Source organism: Streptomyces novaecaesareae, assembly GCF_000716875.1.
GTDB classification, from domain to species: domain Bacteria; phylum Actinomycetota; class Actinomycetes; order Streptomycetales; family Streptomycetaceae; genus Kitasatospora; species Kitasatospora novaecaesareae.
This window is the reverse complement of sequence record NZ_JNWQ01000035.1, coordinates 64,740-83,527: the sequence shown is the minus strand read 5'-3', so window position 1 is coordinate 83,527 and position 18,788 is coordinate 64,740. Positions and strand designations below refer to the sequence as shown.

General features: G+C 72.7%; 17 protein-coding genes. 10 read left to right on the top strand and 7 right to left on the bottom strand.

What is annotated here, in order from left to right; translation table 11 throughout:
- Positions 1–273: 273 nt before the first annotated feature.
- The gene (locus OP86_RS15710) at positions 274–696 is read right to left on the bottom strand and encodes a PLD nuclease N-terminal domain-containing protein (protein ID WP_030055709.1); all 423 of its coding nucleotides are present in this window, start codon (positions 694–696) and stop codon (positions 274–276) included.
- Between the two features lie 94 nt (positions 697–790).
- Between OP86_RS15710 and OP86_RS15705 the strand changes: the two genes are divergently transcribed.
- Together OP86_RS15705 and mqnP are read left to right on the top strand one after the other, a co-directional pair.
- Positions 791–2,248 (top strand): menaquinone biosynthesis decarboxylase, encoded by a 1,458-nt coding sequence (locus OP86_RS15705; RefSeq protein WP_030055710.1) that lies wholly within the window; start codon positions 791–793, stop codon positions 2,246–2,248.
- Positions 2,236–3,141 (top strand): menaquinone biosynthesis prenyltransferase MqnP, encoded by a 906-nt coding sequence (mqnP, locus tag OP86_RS15700; RefSeq protein WP_030259152.1) that lies wholly within the window; start codon positions 2,236–2,238, stop codon positions 3,139–3,141. Before OP86_RS15705 ends, mqnP begins: the two co-directional genes overlap by 13 nt.
- Positions 3,142–3,230: 89 nt before the next feature.
- Here mqnP and OP86_RS15695 read toward each other — a convergent pair whose 3' ends face one another.
- Both OP86_RS15695 and OP86_RS15690 read right to left on the bottom strand, forming a co-directional pair.
- Positions 3,231–3,986 carry an alpha/beta fold hydrolase gene (locus OP86_RS15695; RefSeq protein WP_030055713.1) on the bottom strand — a complete coding sequence of 252 codons (756 nt, stop codon included), beginning with the start codon at positions 3,984–3,986 and terminating at the stop codon, positions 3,231–3,233.
- A gap of 77 nt (positions 3,987–4,063) precedes the next feature.
- Positions 4,064–5,287 carry an FAD-dependent oxidoreductase gene (locus OP86_RS15690; RefSeq protein WP_030055714.1) on the bottom strand — a complete coding sequence of 408 codons (1,224 nt, stop codon included), beginning with the start codon at positions 5,285–5,287 and terminating at the stop codon, positions 4,064–4,066.
- 111 nt (positions 5,288–5,398) lie between these two features.
- Between OP86_RS15690 and OP86_RS15685 the strand changes: the two genes are divergently transcribed.
- Positions 5,399–6,187: a TetR/AcrR family transcriptional regulator gene (locus OP86_RS15685; RefSeq protein ID WP_033332047.1), complete on the top strand. Its 789-nt coding sequence runs from the start codon at positions 5,399–5,401 to the stop codon at positions 6,185–6,187.
- Between the two features lie 33 nt (positions 6,188–6,220).
- Here OP86_RS15685 and OP86_RS15680 read toward each other — a convergent pair whose 3' ends face one another.
- Positions 6,221–6,937: an MOSC domain-containing protein gene (locus OP86_RS15680; protein ID WP_030055716.1), complete on the bottom strand. Its 717-nt coding sequence runs from the start codon at positions 6,935–6,937 to the stop codon at positions 6,221–6,223.
- An 88-nt stretch (positions 6,938–7,025) separates the two neighbouring features.
- The gene (locus OP86_RS15675) at positions 7,026–7,784 is read right to left on the bottom strand and encodes a cyclase family protein (RefSeq protein ID WP_030055717.1); all 759 of its coding nucleotides are present in this window, start codon (positions 7,782–7,784) and stop codon (positions 7,026–7,028) included.
- Positions 7,785–7,850: 66 nt separating this feature from the next.
- On the opposite strand from OP86_RS15675, the gene OP86_RS15670 reads away from it, so the two are divergent.
- The 6 genes from OP86_RS15670 (at position 7,851) to OP86_RS15645 (ending at position 13,834) form a co-directional block, all read left to right on the top strand.
- Positions 7,851–8,528, top strand: coding sequence for a UbiX family flavin prenyltransferase (locus OP86_RS15670; protein WP_030055718.1), 678 nt, complete (start codon positions 7,851–7,853; stop codon positions 8,526–8,528).
- A 119-nt stretch (positions 8,529–8,647) separates the two neighbouring features.
- Positions 8,648–9,106, top strand: coding sequence for an Lrp/AsnC family transcriptional regulator (locus tag OP86_RS15665; RefSeq protein ID WP_030055719.1), 459 nt, complete (start codon positions 8,648–8,650; stop codon positions 9,104–9,106).
- 3 nt (positions 9,107–9,109) lie between these two features.
- On the top strand, positions 9,110–10,072 hold the full coding sequence (locus OP86_RS15660; RefSeq protein ID WP_030055720.1) for a threonine ammonia-lyase: 963 nt from the start codon (positions 9,110–9,112) through the stop codon (positions 10,070–10,072).
- A 106-nt stretch (positions 10,073–10,178) separates the two neighbouring features.
- Entirely contained in the window at positions 10,179–11,342 is a 1,164-nt protein-coding gene (gene mqnE / locus OP86_RS15655) for an aminofutalosine synthase MqnE (protein WP_030055721.1), read from the top strand.
- Positions 11,343–11,469: 127 nt separating this feature from the next.
- Positions 11,470–12,765 (top strand): L,D-transpeptidase family protein, encoded by a 1,296-nt coding sequence (locus OP86_RS38070; protein WP_051830124.1) that lies wholly within the window; start codon positions 11,470–11,472, stop codon positions 12,763–12,765.
- Positions 12,766–12,889: 124 nt separating this feature from the next.
- Complete coding sequence (locus OP86_RS15645) at positions 12,890–13,834, top strand: beta-ketoacyl-ACP synthase III (protein WP_030055724.1); 945 nt, start codon at positions 12,890–12,892, stop codon at positions 13,832–13,834.
- Between the two features lie 315 nt (positions 13,835–14,149).
- On the opposite strand, the gene OP86_RS15640 is transcribed toward OP86_RS15645, so the two are convergent.
- A complete protein-coding gene (locus OP86_RS15640) occupies positions 14,150–14,797 on the bottom strand; it encodes a TetR family transcriptional regulator (RefSeq protein ID WP_030055725.1) in 648 nt (215 codons plus the stop codon).
- 449 nt (positions 14,798–15,246) lie between these two features.
- On the opposite strand from OP86_RS15640, the gene OP86_RS15635 reads away from it, so the two are divergent.
- Positions 15,247–17,649: an outer membrane protein assembly factor BamB family protein gene (locus tag OP86_RS15635; RefSeq protein ID WP_030259162.1), complete on the top strand. Its 2,403-nt coding sequence runs from the start codon at positions 15,247–15,249 to the stop codon at positions 17,647–17,649.
- Positions 17,650–17,784: 135 nt separating this feature from the next.
- Here the strand turns inward: OP86_RS15635 and galE are convergent, their stop codons facing one another.
- Entirely contained in the window at positions 17,785–18,765 is a 981-nt protein-coding gene (galE, locus tag OP86_RS15630; RefSeq protein ID WP_030055726.1) for a UDP-glucose 4-epimerase GalE, read from the bottom strand.
- Between the last annotated feature and the right edge of the window lie 23 nt (positions 18,766–18,788).

The following is an 18,788-nucleotide window of genomic DNA, read 5'->3' as shown; positions in this document are numbered from 1 at the left end:
AGCCGGAGCTCACCGTGTTCGTTCGAATACTGGGGGTTGTCGTCGAGATGATGGCCAGATGATCTGAACGTGAAGAAAAGTGCAGGTCAGAGCTGTCGTCCGGCCGTGCGGGCTCGCCGTCCGGGGCGTCGCCCGCGGTCCGCCCCGGCCGGGGGTCCGGGCCGCGGCCATGCGGGTGAGAGGGCGTCCAGTCGTAGGGAAGCGCCAAAAACGCCGCAGCCCACCCGAGGCCGCCCGGGTGGGCTGTTGGAGGGAGCGTGCGAACCCCCGTGATCAGCTTTTCCGGCCGTCCTCGGGCTCGTCCCGGTCCCGCAGCTCCTGCTCCCGACGGCGCAGATCGGCCTCCCACTGCTTGAGCATGTCCTCGTGCTCGTTGTTGCCCTTCTTCAACGAGGCGAGGAATTCCGGGTTGTCGTCGGGCGCGAGCGGGCGCCCGCCGGCGGACGGGTGGCCGGGCCGGCCCGCGCGGCCGTCGGCGGCCGGGTACCCGTCGGCGGTGGCGGTCCGCAGGAAGCCGCGCTGCTTGCCGGCGATCAGCCAGGCGATCGGGCCCAGCGGCGGGAAGAGCAGCACGATCAGCACCCAGACGACCTTCGGCAGGTGCCGCACCTCGTCCTCGGGCGTGGTCAGGCAGTCGACGAACGCCCAGACCCAGAGCGCGAGCGGAAGGACGATGGTCAGCAGAATCCGCAACATGGCTGCGATCTCCCCCCAAACGGGCGGCGGTGGCGGGCGCCTTCCCGGGGCCCTTGACGCAAGCCAGGCTATCGGGTGGCGGATACTGACAGGCATGGCATACGACGATCTCCGCTCGTTTCTCCGGGCCCTCGACCGTGAAGGCGACCTCAAGCGCATCAAGGCGGAGGTGGACCCCCACCTGGAGATCGGCGAGATCGTCGACCGCGTCCAGAAGGCCAAGGGCCCCGCCCTGCTCTTCGAGAACGTCAAGGGCTCGTCGATGCCGCTCGCGATGAACGTCTTCGGCACCGAGCAGCGCCTGGCCAAGGCGCTCGGCCTCAAGGGCCCGGACGACGTCTCCGAGAAGATCGCCGGCCTGCTCAAGCCCGAACTGCCGCAGGGCTTCACCGGCTTCCGCGACGCCTTCGGCAAGCTCGCCTCGATGGCGCACGTCCCGCCCCGGCACGTGAAGTCCGGTGACGCGCCGGTCCAGGAGGTCGTGCTCACCGGCGAGGACGTGAACCTGGACGAGCTGCCCGCCCTCTTCACCTGGCCGCTGGACGGCGGCTCCTTCTTCAACCTGGGCCTGACCCACACCAAGGACCCGGACACCGGCATCCGCAACCTGGGCCTCTACCGGCTCCAGCGGCACGACCGCCGCACCATCGGCATGCACTGGCAGATCCACAAGGACAGCCGCAACCACTACGCGGTGGCGGCGAAGCGCGGTGAACGCCTCCCGGTCGCGATCGCCTTCGGCTGCCCGCCGGCCGTCACCTACGCGGCCACCGCGCCGCTGCCCGGCGACATCGACGAGTACCTGTTCGCCGGCTTCATCGCCGGGGAGCGGGTGCGGATGGTCGACTGCAAGACCGTGCCGCTGCAGGTCCCGGCCGACGCCGAGGTGGTCCTGGAGGGCTGGCTGGAGCCCGGCGAGATGCTGCCCGAGGGCCCGTTCGGCGACCACACCGGCTTCTACACCCCGCAGGAGCCGTTCCCGGCGCTCACGATCGACTGCGTGACGATGCGCCGCCGCCCGATCCTGCAGTCCATCGTGGTCGGCCGCCCGCCGACGGAGGACGGCCCGCTGGGCAAGTTCACCGAGCGGTTCTTCCTGCCGCTGCTGAAGATCATCATCCCGGACATCGTCGACTACGACCTGCCCGAGGCCGGCGGCTTCCACAACTGCGTGATCGTCTCGATCGACAAGAAGTACCCCAAGCACGCCCAGAAGACGATGCACGCCATCTGGGGCGCCCACATGATGTCGCTGACCAAGCTGATCATCGTGGTGGACGCCGACTGCGACGTGCACGACTACCAGGAAGTCGCCTGGCGGGCCTTCGGCAACGTCGACTACAGCCGGGACCTCACCGTGGTCGAGGGCCCGGTGGACCACCTGGACCACGCCTCGTACCAGCAGTTCTGGGGCGGCAAGGCCGGCATCGACGCGACGAGGAAGCTCCCCGAGGAGGGCTACACCCGGGACGGCGGCTGGCCGGAGATGGTGTCGTCCGACCCGGCGACGGCTGCGCTGGTTTCGCGGCGCTGGAAGGAATACGGACTGTGAGCACGGCCGCAGTTGAGACCCCGGGCCGTACGAAGGCCTTCCTGCGCCTGGTGATGATCGAGCACTCGGTCTTCGCCCTGCCCTTCGCGTACATCGCCGCGCTGACGGCCATGTTCCTCGCCGACAAGCGGGTGCACTGGGGCGAGTTGTTCGTCGTCACGGTGTGCATGGTCGGCCTGCGCACGTTCGCGATGGCGGCGAACCGGATCATCGACCGCGAGATCGACGCCCGCAACCCGCGGACGGCCTCGCGCGAACTCGTCACCGGCGCCGTGTCGTTGAAGACCGCGTATGTCGGCTCCGCCGTCGCGCTGGTGGTGTTCCTCGGCGCGGCCGCGATGCTCAACCCGCTCTGCCTGGCGCTCGCGCCGGTGGCCGTCGTGCCGATGGTCGTCTACCCGTACGGCAAGCGGTTCACGGACTTCCCGCAGGCGATCCTCGGCCTGGCCCAGGCGATGGGCCCGGTCGGCGCCTGGCTCGCGGTGACCGGCACGTGGTCCTGGGAGGCCGCCGTGCTCGGGGGCGCGGTCGGCATCTGGATCGGCGGCTTCGACCTCATCTACGCCTGCCAGGACGTCGAGTCCGACCGCCACGGCAAGGTGCGCTCGGTGCCCGCCCGCTTCGGCATCCCGGCCGCCATCCGGGGCGCGCGGGTCTGCCACGTCCTGACGACGCTCCTGCTGGGCTGGTTCGCGCTCCTGACGGATGCCGGAGTGGCCTTCTGGATCGGCCTCGTGGTCGTCGCGGGCGCATTCGTCTACGAGCACACCATCGTGAAGCCGAACGACCTGTCGCGGCTCAACCGGGCGTTCTTCCAGACCAACGGGTTCGTGGGCATCTCGCTGTTCTGCTTCGCCCTGCTGGACCTGGTCATCCGCGGCCTCGGGGTCTGAGTCCCGCAGGGCCACTCGCGAGGCGGCCGGCCCCACCCGGCGCGCGGGAAGTCGGCCGGACCGACTTCCTGCGCACCGGATCCGGGGCCTCAGTTGTGGAGGAAGCCCTCCAGAGAGGCCGCCAGGGCGACCGGGGCCTCGTACATCGGGTAGTGGCCGCTGCCGTCGAGCTCCTCCAGCTCGGCATTGGGGTAGTGGGCGAGGAAGGTGCCGCGCATGACGTCGGCGGTGAGGGCGAGGTCGTGCGCGCCGACGATCACCTTGACCGGGACGGGGTTTCCGCTGATCCGGCGTTCCAGGTCCGCGGTGGCCCAGTCGCGGACGTAGCCGCCGAAGGCCTCGGGAGTGGAGAGGTGCAGCGACTGGTCGACCATGCGGTCGAGCCAGACCCGGCCGGCCCGTTGCCCGGTGACCAGGTCGAGGATCGCGAGGCGCTTCTCCCGGTCCTCGGCGGCGCCGTAGAACAGCGCCTCGCCGGCCTCGTCGAGCGGGTAGGCCCCGGCCGGCACCGGAGCCAGGCCGACCAGCTTGCGCACCCGCAACGGCGCCTCGGCGAGGACCTGCTGGGCCGCCTTGCCGCCCATCGAGTGGCCGACCACCGAGAAGCGGTCCCAGCCGAGTTGGTCGGCGAGGGCGAGCGCGTCGGCGGCGATCTCGGCGAGCGTGTAGCTGCCGGTGACGTCCTTGCGCTGCCCGTAGCCCCGGTAGTCGAGGAAGGCGTAGCTGAAGGCGCGGCCGTCGAGGTAGTCGAGGAAGGGGCCCCAGCCCGCGCTGGTGCCGAACCAGTCGTGCAGGACCAGGACGTGGTGGTCGCCGGTGCCGGTCAAGCGGTGAGGGATCGTCATGCCGTGGGTCGTTCCCGCCGGCCGGCCCGTCCGAACGGGCGGGCCGGGGGATTCCGGCGGACCGGTGCGGGCGGGGATCAGCCGTCGCGCCGGGCGAAGGCCGGGGCGTGCTCGGGGAGCGGGCCGAAGGCGACCATGCGGGAGAGCAGCAGCCGGAAGCCGGGGACGTACCGGGCGAGCAGCGCCAGGCGGGTCGGCGGGCCGACCCGGCGGCCGGTGAGCACGGGCTCGAACATCACGCCGTGCAGGACCCGTTGCATGCGTTGCACGATCACGGTGGGCCGCCACCGGCGGCGCTGGACGCGGGCCAGGGCCGCGACGGTCGGGCGGCCGCGCCGCAGTGGTTCGGCGAGCAGGGTGGCGGCGGCGACGGCGTCCTGGATGGCGAGGTTGATGCCCACCCCGCCGGCCGGGGACATCGCGTGGGCGGCGTCGCCGATCAGCAGCAGGCCGTCCTGGTACCAGCGGTCCAGCCGGTTGAGCCTGACGTCGAGCAGGTGGACGTCGTCCAGGCTCGCCAACTGGTCGACCCGGTCCGCGTACTGGGGCAGCAGCAGGGCGATCCGCTCGCGGAAGCGCTCGATGCCCTCGGCACGCAGCTGCGGGTCGGCGCCCTTGGTGCGGAAGTAGGCGATCTGGAAGTAGTCGTCCCGGGTCAGGCTCAGCGCCATGTCGCCGCGCCCGAAGCCGGGGACGAGGTTGGGCGGCACGTCCCGCTCGTGGGCGTGCCGGGGGAGCCGGAACCACCAGGTGTCGAAGGGCACCGGGTACTCCTCGGGCACCAGCCCGGCCTCCCGGCGCAGGGTGGAGTGCCGTCCGTCGGCGGCGACGGTGAGCGCGGCGCGCAGCTCGCCCTCCTCGCCGTCCCGGGTGCGGTACCGCACGCCGACGACCCGGCCGCGCTCCCGGAGCAGGCCGGTCGCCTCGGTGTTCATCCGCACCGTGAAGGTGGGCTCCCGCTGCGCCTGCGCGACGAGGAAGTTCAGCAGGTCCCACTGCGGGATCATCGCGACGTGGTCGTACGGCGCGCGCAGCCGGTCGAAGGAGCTCAGCTTGACGGGGCCGACGCCGGGCACCGTCACCACCAGGTTGCCGAGCCTGCTCTGCGGCAGCGCGGCGAACCCGCGGCCCAGGCCGAGTTCGTCCATCAGCCGCACGGTGGACGCGTGGACCGTGTCGCCGCGGAAGTCGCGCAGGAAGTCCCCGTGCTTCTCCAGCACCGTCACCTCGACGCCCGCGCGGGCCAGTACCAGGCCCAGCATCATTCCGGCCGGTCCGCCCCCGGAGATCACGACGCTCATGGCCGTCTCCCTTCACTGTCGATCGGTGTTCGACCGATCACCGTCCGTGTGGAACTTGCATTAACAGACTCTATGGAACCGTCTCAGGTGTCAAGTAGTACGATGCTCCACATGAAGGATCTGGTGGCGGCCGCCCTCGCGGCGGCGAAGGAGCGGGGCCAGGACGTCGCCGACGTCCCGCTGACGGCGATCGCCACGGCGGCCGGCATCTCCCGCAGCACACTGCTGCGCCGGATCGGCGGCTCCCGGGCGGCACTGGACGAGGCCGTCCGGCGGGCGGGCGTCGACCCGGGCGGACGGCCGCCGGTGCGCGAGCGCGCGATCGAGGCGGCGGCCCTGCTGGTCGCCGAGCGCGGCCTGGCCGGAATCACCCTGGACGCCGTCGCCGACCGGGCCGGGTGCTCGCTGCCCAGCCTGCACACCGTCTTCGAGGGGCGGGACGGCCTGCTCGCCGCCGTCTTCGGCCAGTACGGCCCGCTGCCGGACCTGGAGGCGCTCGCAGCCGACCCGCCGGATCGCCTGGACGACACCGTCCGGGCGCTCTACGAGACCTTCGCCGCGTCCTTCGCCGAGGAGCCCCGGATCGTCCCGGCCGTCTTCGCCGACCTGTTCAGCCGCCCGGACGGCCCCGCCGCCCGGATGATGGCGGCGAACCTGCCGCGGACGTACGGCGGCCTCAACCGGCTGCTGCAGCCGCACATCGAGGCCGGGCGGCTGCGACCGCTGCCCTTCCCGGTGCTGATCCAGCTGCTGCTCGGCCCGCTGATCACCCACCTGCTGCTGCGCCCGGTGCTCGAACCCGCCTTCGGCGCCGGGCTGCCCTCCCTGGAGGGGGCCATCGACCTCTTCGTCGACTCCTACCTGCGGGCGGTCGCCCTCCCGGAACCCGGGCAGGACTGAGAGGCCCTGCGCACAGCGGCAGTTGACGGTGTGTCAGTGCAGCGTCAGCCGGTCGCCGACGCGGAGGCGGCCCGGGGCGGCGACCTCGGCGAGGGCGTCGAGGCGGCCGTCGTGGGCGTGCGCGATGGCCTTGAGGATCTCGGGCGCGTGCGGCAGTCCGGGCTGCGGGGCGCCGGCCATCGCGCAGCGCTCGCTGGAGGTGACGAAGGCGAGCCGGGCGCTGCCGGGGGCCTCGCCGCGGGCCTGGCGGCCGAACCAGTCGTCCTCGACGAAGGGCGGGGTGCCGGGCGGGGTGCGCAGCACGATGTTGGGGCGGAACCGGCGCTCGTCGACGGCGGCGAAGGGGGCGGCCTCGCGGACCCAGTCCAGGGTGGCGGTGGTGAGCACGCTGACCGGCAGCCGGTCGAAGTGCGAAACGGCGTCCTCGCGGGCGAGTTCGACGTCCTCGCGTTGGAGGTAGGCGCGCAGGAAGGCGGTCGGCCGGTCGACCGGGCGGCCGAGCGGGTCGAACAGTTCGGGGCCGTCGATCCGGTGGCCGAGGCGGGCGGAGAGGCGGAGCAGGCCGTCCATCCGGCGGAAGCGGCGGGTGTTCTTGCCGGAGCCGAGCTTCCCGGCCGCGTCGCGGACGGCGTAGAGGCGGTCGCCGGCGAGGCCGCGCTCGTCCACCTCGACGGAGTCGAGCCGCTCGCCGCCGGTGGATTTCACGGGGTAGCGCCAGAGTCGCTCGATCACTCCGATGATCTCTGCCATGGCCGGACAGCCTAGTGGCGCCACCGGGGGATGGTCTAGACCAAGTATCGCCCGGGCGGCGGCGATCGGCGCGCGGGCCGGTGCGGGATCAGCCCAGTCGGGCCACCGCCCGGACCGGTGCGCCGTCCGCCGCGACCAGCCGCAGCGGGAACAGCGAGACCTCCACCGGGCGGCCGGCCTCCTGTGCCTCCAGCAGTGCCCGCAGGTCGGTCAGGTTCTCGGCGATCACCCCGCCGCCGGGCGCCCCCAGCAGCACCCGGTGCGCGGCGAGCGACGGCTCGTCGGGGCCCTCGTCGCGTGCGTCGTGCTCGTCGGTGAGGTCGGCGAGCAGCGCCGCCACCGCCCGGTCGCCCGGGCCCGGGTCGGGGGTCGGATCGACGCTCAGCGCGTCCACCCCGACGGTCCGCACCCCGGCGGCGACGATCGCCTCCGCGGCCTCCGGGGTCAGGCTGGGGTGGGCGAGGTAGGCGTCGGTGCCCCAGTGCCGGGCCCAGCCGGTGGCCAGCAGCAGTACGGTGCCCTCGCCGGAGTCCGCGGCCCGCTCCAGCGCGGGCGCCAACTGCTCGGGCGTGACAGCCGCCCGGGGCTCCAGCCCGCGCAGGTCGGCGACGACGGCCGGGCCGCTGAACCGCCCCAGCGGCAGCCCGTCCAGGGTCGGCCAGGTCACGTCCACGTGGTACGGCGCGTCCACGTGCGTCCCGGACTGAGAGCCGAGGTGCAGGGCCAGCACGTTCACCCCGGCGGTGGCGGTGGTGAGCGCGGGCTCCAGCAGGACGGCCGGATCGCCGGGGTAGACCGGCATCGCGGTGGTCACCTGATGGGTGAGGTCGACGAGGGTCGCTGCCATGCCCCCATCCTTCCAGGGGTGACCGCGGATGCGGCTGCGCCGGATGAAGCCGGATAGAAATGCCCCATGGGAACTGCGAAGCGTCAGCCGTGGGTGGTCGGGGTCTCGGGTGCGTCGGGGACGCCGTACGCGGCCTCGGTGATCCGGGGGCTGCTGGCCGCCGGGGAGGCGGTGGACCTCGTCGTCAGCCGGGCCGCCCGGCTCACCATCCTGGACGAGACCGGCATCTCCTTCCGGGACGCCCACTGGCGCACGGACCTGGCGGCCTGGCTGGCCGTCGACGAGAGCGGGCTGGAGGACGTTCGCTACTGGCCCGCCGGGGACTTCGCGGCCGGCCCGTCCAGCGGCTCGTACCCCGCCAAGGGCATGCTGGTGGTGCCCGCGACCACCGGCGCGGTGGCCGGGATCGCGCTCGGCCTGAGCAAGGACCTGTTGCAGCGGGTCGCCAGCGTCACCCTCAAGGAGCGCCGTCCGCTCGTCGTGTGCGTGCGCGAGACACCACTCAACGGGGTGACGTTGAAGCACTTGGTGGAACTCGACGCGCAGGGCGCGGTCGTGCTGCCCGCCTCGCCCGGTTTCTACGCCGGCGGCTCCACCGTGCGCGAACTCGTGGATTTCGTGGCCGGACGGGTGCTGGACGCCGTCGGCGTGCCGCACTCCCTGTACCTGCGCTGGGAAGGGGAGTTGGGGGCGGCTGCCCGCCGGAGCGACGCCGGAGGAGCCGGATCTGCTGAGGGGGAGTAAGGAGACCGGGGGCGGGAGAGTATCTTCTCTGCGATATCCGGGTCTTTCGGCGCACGGCGCCTTTGAATCCGGATAATGATCTGTGGGTCTGGAGAGGTTCGGAAGGACGCGGACGGTATATGGACACGGTGGACAGACAGCTCATCCAGGCGCTCCGGGAGAACGGCCGTGCGTCCTACGCCGAGCTGGGCCGGCTGGTCGGACTCTCCGGCCCGAGCGTCACGGACCGGATCAACCGCCTGGAGCAGGCCGGGGTCATCACCGGCTACCGCGCGACGGTCAACCCGGCCTCGCTCGGCTTCGGCGTCACGGCCCTGATCGGCCTTCAGCTCACGGACGCCGCGGACCACGAGGACGTCGCGTTCCGGCTGAAGGACCTCAACGAGGTCGAGGACTGCTGGTTCATCGCGGGTGACGACTCCTACATGCTCAAGGTCCGGGTGGCCGACGTGGCCGGCCTGGAGTCGGTGGTGAAGCGGATCTCGGGCACGAAAGGCGTGGCCCGGACCCGCACCACCGTCGTACTCTCCACGAAGTGGGAGAACCGGGTGAGTGAACTTCCTCCTGTAGGAGAGTGACGTATGGCACTGGTCGGTCTGGAGGAGCTGCGCGCCGCTCGGCAGCGGATCGCGGGGGTCGCCGTGCGCACCCCGCTGGTTCCCGCCCCCTGGGCGGCCGAGGGGGAGCGGCGGCTCTGGCTCAAGCCCGAGAACCTCCAGCCGACCGGGGCCTTCAAGACCCGCGGCGCCTACAACCGGCTGGCCGCGCTCACCGCGGACGAGCGGGCCCGCGGCGTGGTCGCCCAGTCGAGCGGCAACCATGCGCAGGCGGTGGCGTACGCGGCCCGGATCCTCGGCATCAAGGCCGTGATCGTGATGCCGGACACCTCGCCGGCGGTGAAGGTGGAGGCCACCCGGGGGTTCGGCGCCGAGGTGGTGCTGGTCTCCCCGGCGGAGCGGGACACCCTGCCGGGCGAGCTGGCGGAGCGGCACGGCTACGTCTGGGTGCCGCCGTACGACGATCCGTTCGTCATCGCGGGCCAGGGCACGGTCGGCCTGGAGATCGCCGAGGACGCCCCGGCCGAGCTGGACACCGTCCTGGTGCCGGTTAGCGGCGGCGGTCTGATCGGCGGGACGGCGGCCGCGCTCAAGCTCACCCGCCCGGGCATCCGGGTGATCGGGGTGGAGCCCGAGCTGGCCGCCGACGCGCAGGCGAGCCTGCGCTCCGGGCGCCGGGTCGAGTGGCCGGTCGCCGACACCTACCGGACGATCGCGGACGGTCTGCGCACCCCGTCCGTCGGCGTGCTGCCCTACGAGCACATCACCACCTACGTGGACGACATCGTCACCGTCACCGAGGACGAGATCCGCGCCACCGTCGCCCTGCTGGCCCGCCGCGGCCGGCTGGTCGCCGAGCCCTCCGGCGCGGTCGCCCCGGCCGCGTACTTCCACCGCGCCGCCGAGACCGGGGGCCAGGCGGTGGCGGCCGTGGTCAGCGGCGGGAACATCGAACCCGCCCTGCTCGCGGAACTGCTCTCGGCGTAGGGCAGGCCCCACCGCCCCGGGACGGACGCCCTCGCCGAGCTGCCTGCGGCATAGGCGTACGCTCGTTCCGGCAAGGAATCGAATGTCTGAGGAGGCGGGGCACCGCATGGACGCAGGGCTCAAGCGCGAGCTGGAGGCGAAGGTCTACGCGGGTGAGCGGCTGACCCGCGAGGACGGGATCGCGCTCTACGAGAGCGACGACCTGGCCTGGCTGGGCGGCCTGGCCCACCACGTGCGGACGCGCAAGAACGGTGACGTCGTCCACTTCAACGTCAACCGCCACCTCAACATGACCAACGTGTGCAGCGCCTCCTGCGCGTACTGCTCGTTCCAGCGCAAGCCGGGCGAGAAGGACGCCTACACGATGCGCATCGAGGAGGCCGTCCGCCTCGCCAAGGCGATGGAGGTGGAGTCCCTCACCGAGCTGCACATCGTCAACGGCCTGCACCCGACCCTGCCGTGGCGCTACTACCCGCGCTCGCTGCGGGAGCTGAAGGCGGCGCTGCCGAACGTCTCGCTGAAGGCCTTCACCGCCACCGAGATCCACTGGTTCGAGAAGATCAGCGGCCTGTCCGCCGACGAGATCCTGGACGAGCTGATCGACGCCGGCCTGGAGTCGCTGACCGGCGGCGGCGCGGAGATCTTCGACTGGGAGGTCCGGCAGCACATCGTCGACCACGACACCCACTGGGAGGACTGGTCGCGGATCCACCGCCTCGCGCACAGCAAGGGCCTCAAGACGCCGGCCACCATGCTGTACGGCCACATCGAGGAGCCCCGCCACCGGGTGGACCACGTGCTGCGGCTGCGCGAGCTGCAGGACGAGACCGGCGGCTTCCAGGTCTTCATCCCGCTGCGCTACCAGCACGACTTCCACGACTCCAAGGACGGCGTCGTGCGCAACAGGCTGATGGCCCGCACCGAGATGGCCACCGGCGCCGAGGCGCTGAAGACCTTCGCGGTCTCCCGGCTGCTGTTCGACAACGTGCCGCACGTGAAGGTCTTCTGGGTGATGCACGGCGTCACCACCGCCCAGCTGGCGCTCAGCCACGGCGCGGACGACATGGACGGCTCGGTGGTCGAGTACAAGATCACCCACGACGCGGACAACTTCGGCACCCCGAACAAGCTCGGCCGCGACGACCTGCTCGGCCTGATCCGCGACGCCGGCTTCCGCCCGGTCGAGCGCAACACCCGCTACGAGGTCATCCGCGAGTACGAGGGCCCGGACCCGATGCGCCGCGAGGCCCCGCAGGCGATGCGCCTCTGACCCACCGTCCGACCTGCGGACTTCCCCGCCGCCCGGGCCGCCCTCCGGCCCGGGCGGCGGCGTCTTCACGGCCTCCGCACGCGACCCGGGTTTACCAACGGGTACGGCGTTTGGCAGGATCGACAGCATGTCCGGTTCTCATCGCGCCACCGAGTACCCGCCGTACCAGCCGATGCAGGAGCCGGGGTACGGGGTGCCGCAGCAGTCGTATGAGCAGTCGTACGAGCAGCCGCACACCTCCTACGAGGCCTACGGGCAGCCGGCCCCGCAGGAGTACGGCCAGGGCGGCTACCAGCCGTACCAGCAGACCCCTGACGGCTACTTCGAGCCGTACGACCAGCCGTTCCAGCCGTACGCGGCGGAGCCGGAGCAGTTCCCCCAGGAGCCCGAGCCGCTCTACCAGCCCGAGCCGTTCCACCAGCCCGAGCCGTTCCACCAGCAGCCCGAGTCGGTGTACGCGCCCGAGCCGGCCTACCAGCCGGAGCCGGTGTACGTGCCCGAGCCCCTCGCCCCCGTCGTGCCGGTGGCGGCCGCCGCCCCCGTGGCGGGATCCAGGACCGCCGCCCGCGGCCGGCGCCGCAAGGTGAAGCAGAAACGTCACGGCAAGGCCGTGATGGCCGGCACCGCCCTGCTGGTCGCGGCCACCGCCGGCTGGTACGCCGTCGGCCAGGACGACGCCAAGCCCGGCCTCACCGCCGCCGACGGCCCCGGCCCGGACGGCGTCAGCAAGCCCGACCAGCCCGCCCCGGCCCCCGCGGCCGTCCAGGCCGCCGCCGACCGCCAGTCCTCGGCTGCGGCCGCCGGCCGCAGCCAGAGCCGCCCGGACGCCTCGGTGGCCGCGATACCCGGCCTCGGCGCCACCTTCACCGCGAAGATCCCCGCCGAGACCACCCAGGTCCTGGTCGCCTCCGGCGCGGACCGGAACACCGACAAGAACACCGTCGTCCTCTGGACCCGCACCCCCGAGGGCCGCTGGCTGGCCGGCGAGACCTGGCAGGGCCACAACGGCAAGAACGGCTGGACCGCCGACCACAACGAGGGCGACCTGCGCAGCCCGATCGGCGTCTACAACCTCACCGACGCCGGCGGCCGCAAGGACGACCCGGGCAGCAAGCTCCCGTACGACAAGGACCCGAGCTTCGTGGTCTCCGGCACGGGCTTCTTCGGCGACCAGCTGGCCGGCTCCTTCGACTACGTCGTCGCGATCAACTACAACCGGGTGGCCGGCAACTCCCCGCTCGACACGCGCCGCCCGATGGGCCCCAAGAAGGGCGGCGGCATCTGGCTCCACGTGGACCACGACGGCCCGACCCACGGCTGCGTGTCGATCCCCGAGGACAAGATGGCCCAGCTGATCCGCACCCTGGACCCGGCCGCCCACCCCGTCATCGTGATGGGCGACGCACCGACGCTCGCCACCTGACCCGGCGGACGGGCAACGGCCCGGGCGCCGCATGGCCCCTTGTCGATCTCCTACAGATCGCGGGGCCGGATCCTGTCGCCGGTCATGCCCCGCTGACCAGCGGGTAACCCGGTTCCATGGCACTATGAGCGGTTCGCGCATTGTGGCACTCGGCCACTACCAGCCTCCCAAGGTCCTCACCAACGACGACCTGGCGGCGCTCGTCGACACCGACGACGAGTGGATCCGCGCCCGGGTGGGCATCCGTACCAGGCACATCGCCGAGGACGAGACCCTGGTCGACCTCGCCACCGAGGCCGCGCAGAAGGCGCTCGCCAACAGCGGCCGCACCGCGGAGGAGATCGACCTCGTCGTGGTCGCCACCTGCACCGCGATCGAGCGCAGCCCCAACACGGCCGCCGCCGTGGCGGCCCGGCTGGGGGTGCGCACTCCGGCCGCGTACGACATCAACACGGTCTGCTCCGGCTTCTCGTACGCCCTGGCCACCGCCGACCACGCGATCCGGGCGGGCGCGGCCCGCCGCGCACTGGTGATCGGCGCCGAGCGTATGTCCGACACCCTGGACTGGACCGACCGCTCCACCTGCGTGATCTTCGGCGACGGCGCGGGCGCCGCGGTGGTCGAGGCCCAGGAGGAGGGCGCCGAGCCCGGGATCGGGCCGGTGGTCTGGGGCTCCGAGCCGGAGAAGGGCGACGCCGTGGTGATCACCGGCTGGGACCCGGTGATCAGCCAGCAGGGCCAGGCGGTGTTCCGCTGGGCCACCACCCAGCTCGCCCCGCTCGCCCGGCAGGCCTGCGAGCGGGCCGGGATCGACCCGTCGGAGCTGAAGGGCTTCGTCCCGCACCAGGCCAATCTGCGGATCATCGACGCGATCGCCAAGAAGCTGGGCCTCGGCGACGCGGTGGTGGCCCGGGACGTGGTCGACTCCGGCAACACCTCGGCCGCCTCCATCCCGCTGGCCTTCTCCAAGCTGGTCGAGCGCGGCGAGCTCTCGCCCGGCGACCCGGTCCTGCTCTTCGGCTTCGGCGGCGGCCTGGCGTACGCCGGCCAGGTGGTCCGCTGTCCTTGATTCGCCCGCTCGGCTCGGGGCGCCCGCCCCGAGCCGAAGGGGCGCGCCGGTGCCGAAAGGGAGAGCGCGAGGGAGCGACGCAGGAGCGAGGGAGCGCCGACCGTCGGCACCGGGTCGGAGCGCCCCGGAGGCGAGCGGGCGAACAACAGCATGCCGGTGGGCGGGCACCCCGTGTGAGGGGTGCCCGCCCACCGGCATGTCTGGCGCGCGTGCGGCACGTCGGCGGACCTCCCCCGAGGACACGGCCGCCGTCCGTCGTTCCCCGGACAGGAGGCCGGGGCTGTGCGCGGAGCGGATGGTGGGTTGGCGGTGGGTCTACTTGGGCGGCTTCTTGCCGGTGACGCCCAGGTACACCAAGGGAGCGAGGTTGGGCTTGAGGTCCTTGACCTTGACGCCCCAGGAGGTGAAGGCCTTCTGGTGCTCGGCCGCCGACGCGAGCAGCGAGACCAGGGCCCCGGCCACGGCGTTGGGGTCGAGCGACTTGTCCGCCTGACCCTTCGCCTGGAGTTCCTTGACGGCCTCCGCGAGTGGCTTCGCGACCGCGTTGAGGACCGTCATGCGGATCTTGAAGAACCGCTTGTCCCCTTCGGCGGCACCGAGCGTGACCACTCGGAGAATGGCGTCGTTCTTGCGCCAGAAGGCGAGGAATCCGTCGACCAGTTCTTCCGAAGTGGTCGGTCCGGACTTCCCTGCCCAGGACTTTCCGGCCACCAGCTCTTTGAGGGTGTCGGCGTCCTTGGCCATTTCCTCGGCGATTTCGAGGACTGCGCCCTCGACATCCGGGAAGTACTGGTAGAAGGTCGCGGGGGAGGTACCCGCCATACGGGCGACGTCGATGACCTTGACGTCCCGATAGGGCGACGTGCTGAGCATCTCGCGGAGGCAGTCGAGCAGCTTCTGCCGCGTCTCCTGTCCGCGTCGCCCGGCGACGCGACCGTCGACGGTGCGAACTTGTCCTGTCATGCCGTCAGCTTACCGTGGCAAGATCTTGGCGCGATTCGGTGATGCGACTATTACTCCGCACGGGGGGTCGGTATAGCGGCATGAACCACGTCGGACGGATATTCACCGGGCTCTGAACGGCCTGTTGAAGCCCCCCCGTGTGCTTTCGATCTCGCAGCGTGACGGCGAGTCCGCTGAGGGATGGTCGTGTGACAGAGCGTGACGAACTTGGGTTGGTGGCGAACCGTCCGGAAGTGGACGGTCCGGCGGGACCTGCGCAAGCCCCGGCCGGATCGGACGTCAGAATCCGGCCGTTCCGTCCGCACTGACCGGGGGGCCGTCCGGCGGGCCGTCCGGTCGGGGGTGGCGCGCCCCTCCGGGCGGGGGAGGTTGGAGATGCGCCGGGCGGCATTGGAGAATCGGGTCCGGCACCACGCGGCGGGTGCGGACAACGGGGAGGTGGCAGCGGAGTGGACCAGCTGACGGCGCACGATCCGAGGCGGATCGGGCCCTTCGAGGTGCTGGGGCGGCTCGGCGCGGGTGGGATGGGGCTGGTCTACCTGGCGCGCTCCGCCGCCGGCCGACGGGTGGCCATCAAGACCGTTCGGGCGGAGCTGGCCGAGGACGATCTGTTCCGCGTCCGCTTCGCCAGGGAGATCGCGGCCGCCAAGACGGTCGGCGGCTTCTACACGGCGGCGGTGGTGGACGCCGACGCGGACGCCCGGGTGCCCTGGCTGGCCACCGCGTACATCCCGGCCCCCTCGCTGGAGGACCTGGTCGAGGACTGCGGCCCGCTGCCGGTGGAGGCCACCCGCTGGCTGGTCGCGGGCATCGCGGAGGCCCTGGAGTCCATCCACGCGGCCGGACTGATCCACCGCGACCTCAAGCCCTCCAACGTCCTGGTGGTCGAGGACGGGCCGAAGGTGATCGACTTCGGCATCGCGGCCGGGGTCTCCAGCACCCGGCTCACCATGACCAACGTCGCGGTCGGCACCCCCGCCTACATGTCCCCCGAGCAGGCCCGGGACAGCCGGACCGTCCGGGGCGCCAGCGACGTCTTCTCGCTCGGCTCGCTGATGGTCTTCTGCGCCACCGGCCACCCGCCCTACCGGGGCTCCAACCCGGTCGAGACGGTGTTCCAGCTGCTGCGCGAGGAACCGGACCTGACCGGCATGCCGCCGGAGCTGATGGACCTGGTTCGCGCCTGCATGCAGCAGGCGCCCGAGCGCAGGCCCACCCCGGCGCAGATCCAGGCCGAGCTGGCCCCGCACCTGTTCTCCCGGGACGACGCCTCCGGCGAGGCCAGCGACTGGCTCCCCGCCAACGCGCTGGAGCTGATCGAGCGCAAGCGCGGCCGCCGGCCGACCGCGCCGCCGCCCCGGCCGTCCCACGGCCCGGCGGAGCCGCCGCAGTCGCATCCGCACGCGCCCTCGCCGCATCCGCAGGTCCCGCCGCAGGGCCACGGGCCGGCCGACCCGCGCACCAACCCCGGCGGCCGGCACGCCCAGCCGCCGGCCGGGCCGGTGCACCACGGGCCGCAGCCGGGCCAGGCCTCCGACGCCGAGATCCCGACCGCGAAGATCGCCGCCCCGAACCGGCACCGCGCGCCCACCGGCGGCGGCGCCGTCGAGGTGCAGCTGTCCGGCGCCTCGGTGCGGATAGGCCCGGGGCCGCGGGCCGAGCACGAGCAGCCCGGCCCGAACACCGCCCCGGCCGCGACCGACTGGGTCCGCCGGACGGCCCCCACCCCGCCGCCCACGCCGGCCCCGCGGGTTCCGGCCGCCCGCTGGCGCCCCTGGCGGTTCCGGATGTCCAACGACGTCTGGGGCACCCCGCTGGTCGCCGACGGCACGCTCTTCGTCTCCAGCTTCGAGGTGCACGCGCTGGACATCGGCTCCGGCGAGCGCCGCTACAAGACCAGGGACGTCGCCTGGGCGCTCGCGGTGGACGCCGGCCGGGTGCACGCCGCGGACGGCCCGCACCTGTACACCGTGGACGCCGCGGACGGCACCGAGCGCTGGCGCACCTCGCTGGAGGGCTGGGTCTACTCGCTCTCCGCCGCCGACGGCGTGCTCTGCTGCGGCATCAGGGGCGGCGGCGTCCAGCTGCGCTCGGCCGCCAACGGAGCCGAGCTGTGGCGGGCCGACGACGCCCAGCAGGACTACGAGAACCCGCAGTCCGGCCCCGTCCTGGTGGGCGGCGCCGCCTACTACTACGGCGCCGGGCGGCTGCGCTGCATCGACCCGCGCGGCGCCGGCCTGCGCTGGTCCTTCCCGGTCGGCGAGGACGTGCCCTCGCACCCGGTCGAGCGCGGCGGCGTGCTGTACGTGACGGCCGGCACCCGGGTGTACGCGCTGGACGCGGCCAGCGGGGCCGAGCGCTGGCGCTTCGAGGCCCCGGTGGTGCTGTTCACCCCGCCGGCCCTGGACGCCGACGCGGTCTACGTGGCCGACTACCTGGGCACCGTCTACGCGCTGGACGCGGCCACCGGCCTCGACCGCTGGCGCGGGGTCACCGGCAGCCGCCAGGGCGCCGAGCCGGTGGTCGTCGGGGACGGCATGGTGCTGGTCGGCAGCGGTGAGGTGCTGTACGCCTTCGAGGCGGCGACCGGCCGGGAGCGCTGGCGCTACACCGCCCGCGGCGAGATCGTCGGCTCCCCGGCGGTGGCCGACGGCCTGGTGCACCTGGGCAGCCGGGACCACTCGCTGCACACCCTGGACCTGGCGAGCGGTCAGCTGCGCTGGGAGCTCGGCACCAAGGGCGAGCTCACCGGCTCACCGGTGGCGGTCGGCGGGCGGGTCTTCGTCGGCTCCAAGGACCGCTGCGTCTACGCGCTGGACGCCTTCTACGGCACGGCCGTCCCGGTGCGCTGAGCCCGCCTCGGCGGCGGGGCACCCGCCCCGCCGCCGAGGGCTCCGCAGTGGCTCCCTCCTCCGCCTTGCGATGCACGCACCCCAACGCCGCCCCGCCCGCCCTCCGGGCGGACGACGGGAGTCCGAAGACAGGCCCTACCGGGCCTCGGGGTGGCGGCTGCACCAGCCCTCCCACGCGGAGGCCACCATCTCCTCCACGCCGTGGCGCGCGGTCCACTGCAGCTCGCGGTGGATCAGGTCGGCGGAGGCCACCACCCGGGCGGGGTCGCCGGGGCGGCGCGGCGTCACGTCGGCGGTGGTGTCGTAGCCGGTGACCTTGCCGATCACCTCCAGCATCTCCTTGACGCTGACGCCCTCGCCGCGGCCGATGTTGAGCACCAGCGTGGTCTCCCCGGCCGGGTCGGCGGCCAGCCGCTTGGCGGCCGCCACGTGCGCCGAGGCGATGTCGGAGACGTGGATGAAGTCGCGCACGCAGGTGCCGTCCGGCGTCGGGTAGTCGCCGCCGAAGATCCGCGGGGCCTGGCCCGCGGTCAGCCGCTCGAACACCATCGGGATCAGGTTGAACACGCCGGCGTCGGAGAGCTCGGGGGAGGCGGCACCGGCCACGTTGAAGTAGCGCAGGGCCACGGTGGACATCCCGTAGGCCTTCCCGGCCGCGGCGACCAGCCACTCGCCGGCCAGCTTGGTCTCGCCGTAGGGGCTCATCGGGGCGCAGGGGGTCGACTCGGTGACCAGGTCGACGTCCGGCATGCCGTAGACCGCGGCGGAGGAGGAGAACAGGAAGCGCTTGACCCCGCCCTCGGCGGCCGCCTCCAGGACGGTCTGCAGGCCGATCACGTTCTCGCGGTAGTACAGGAACGGCTGCTCGACCGACTCGCCGACCTGCTTCTTGGCGGCGAAGTGCAGGACGCCCTGGACGCCGTGCTCGCGGATCGCGGCGTCCAGGACGGCGCGGTCCAGGGTGGAGCCCTCGACCAGGACCACGCCGGACGGCAGGCGGGACGCGTCCCCGGTGCTGAGGTCGTCCAGGACGACGACGCGCTCACCGGCGTCGAGCAGCTGGCGGACGACGTGTCCGCCGATGTATCCGGCACCGCCGGTGATCAACCAAGTCATGCGCAGATCCTAGGGCGTGTCCC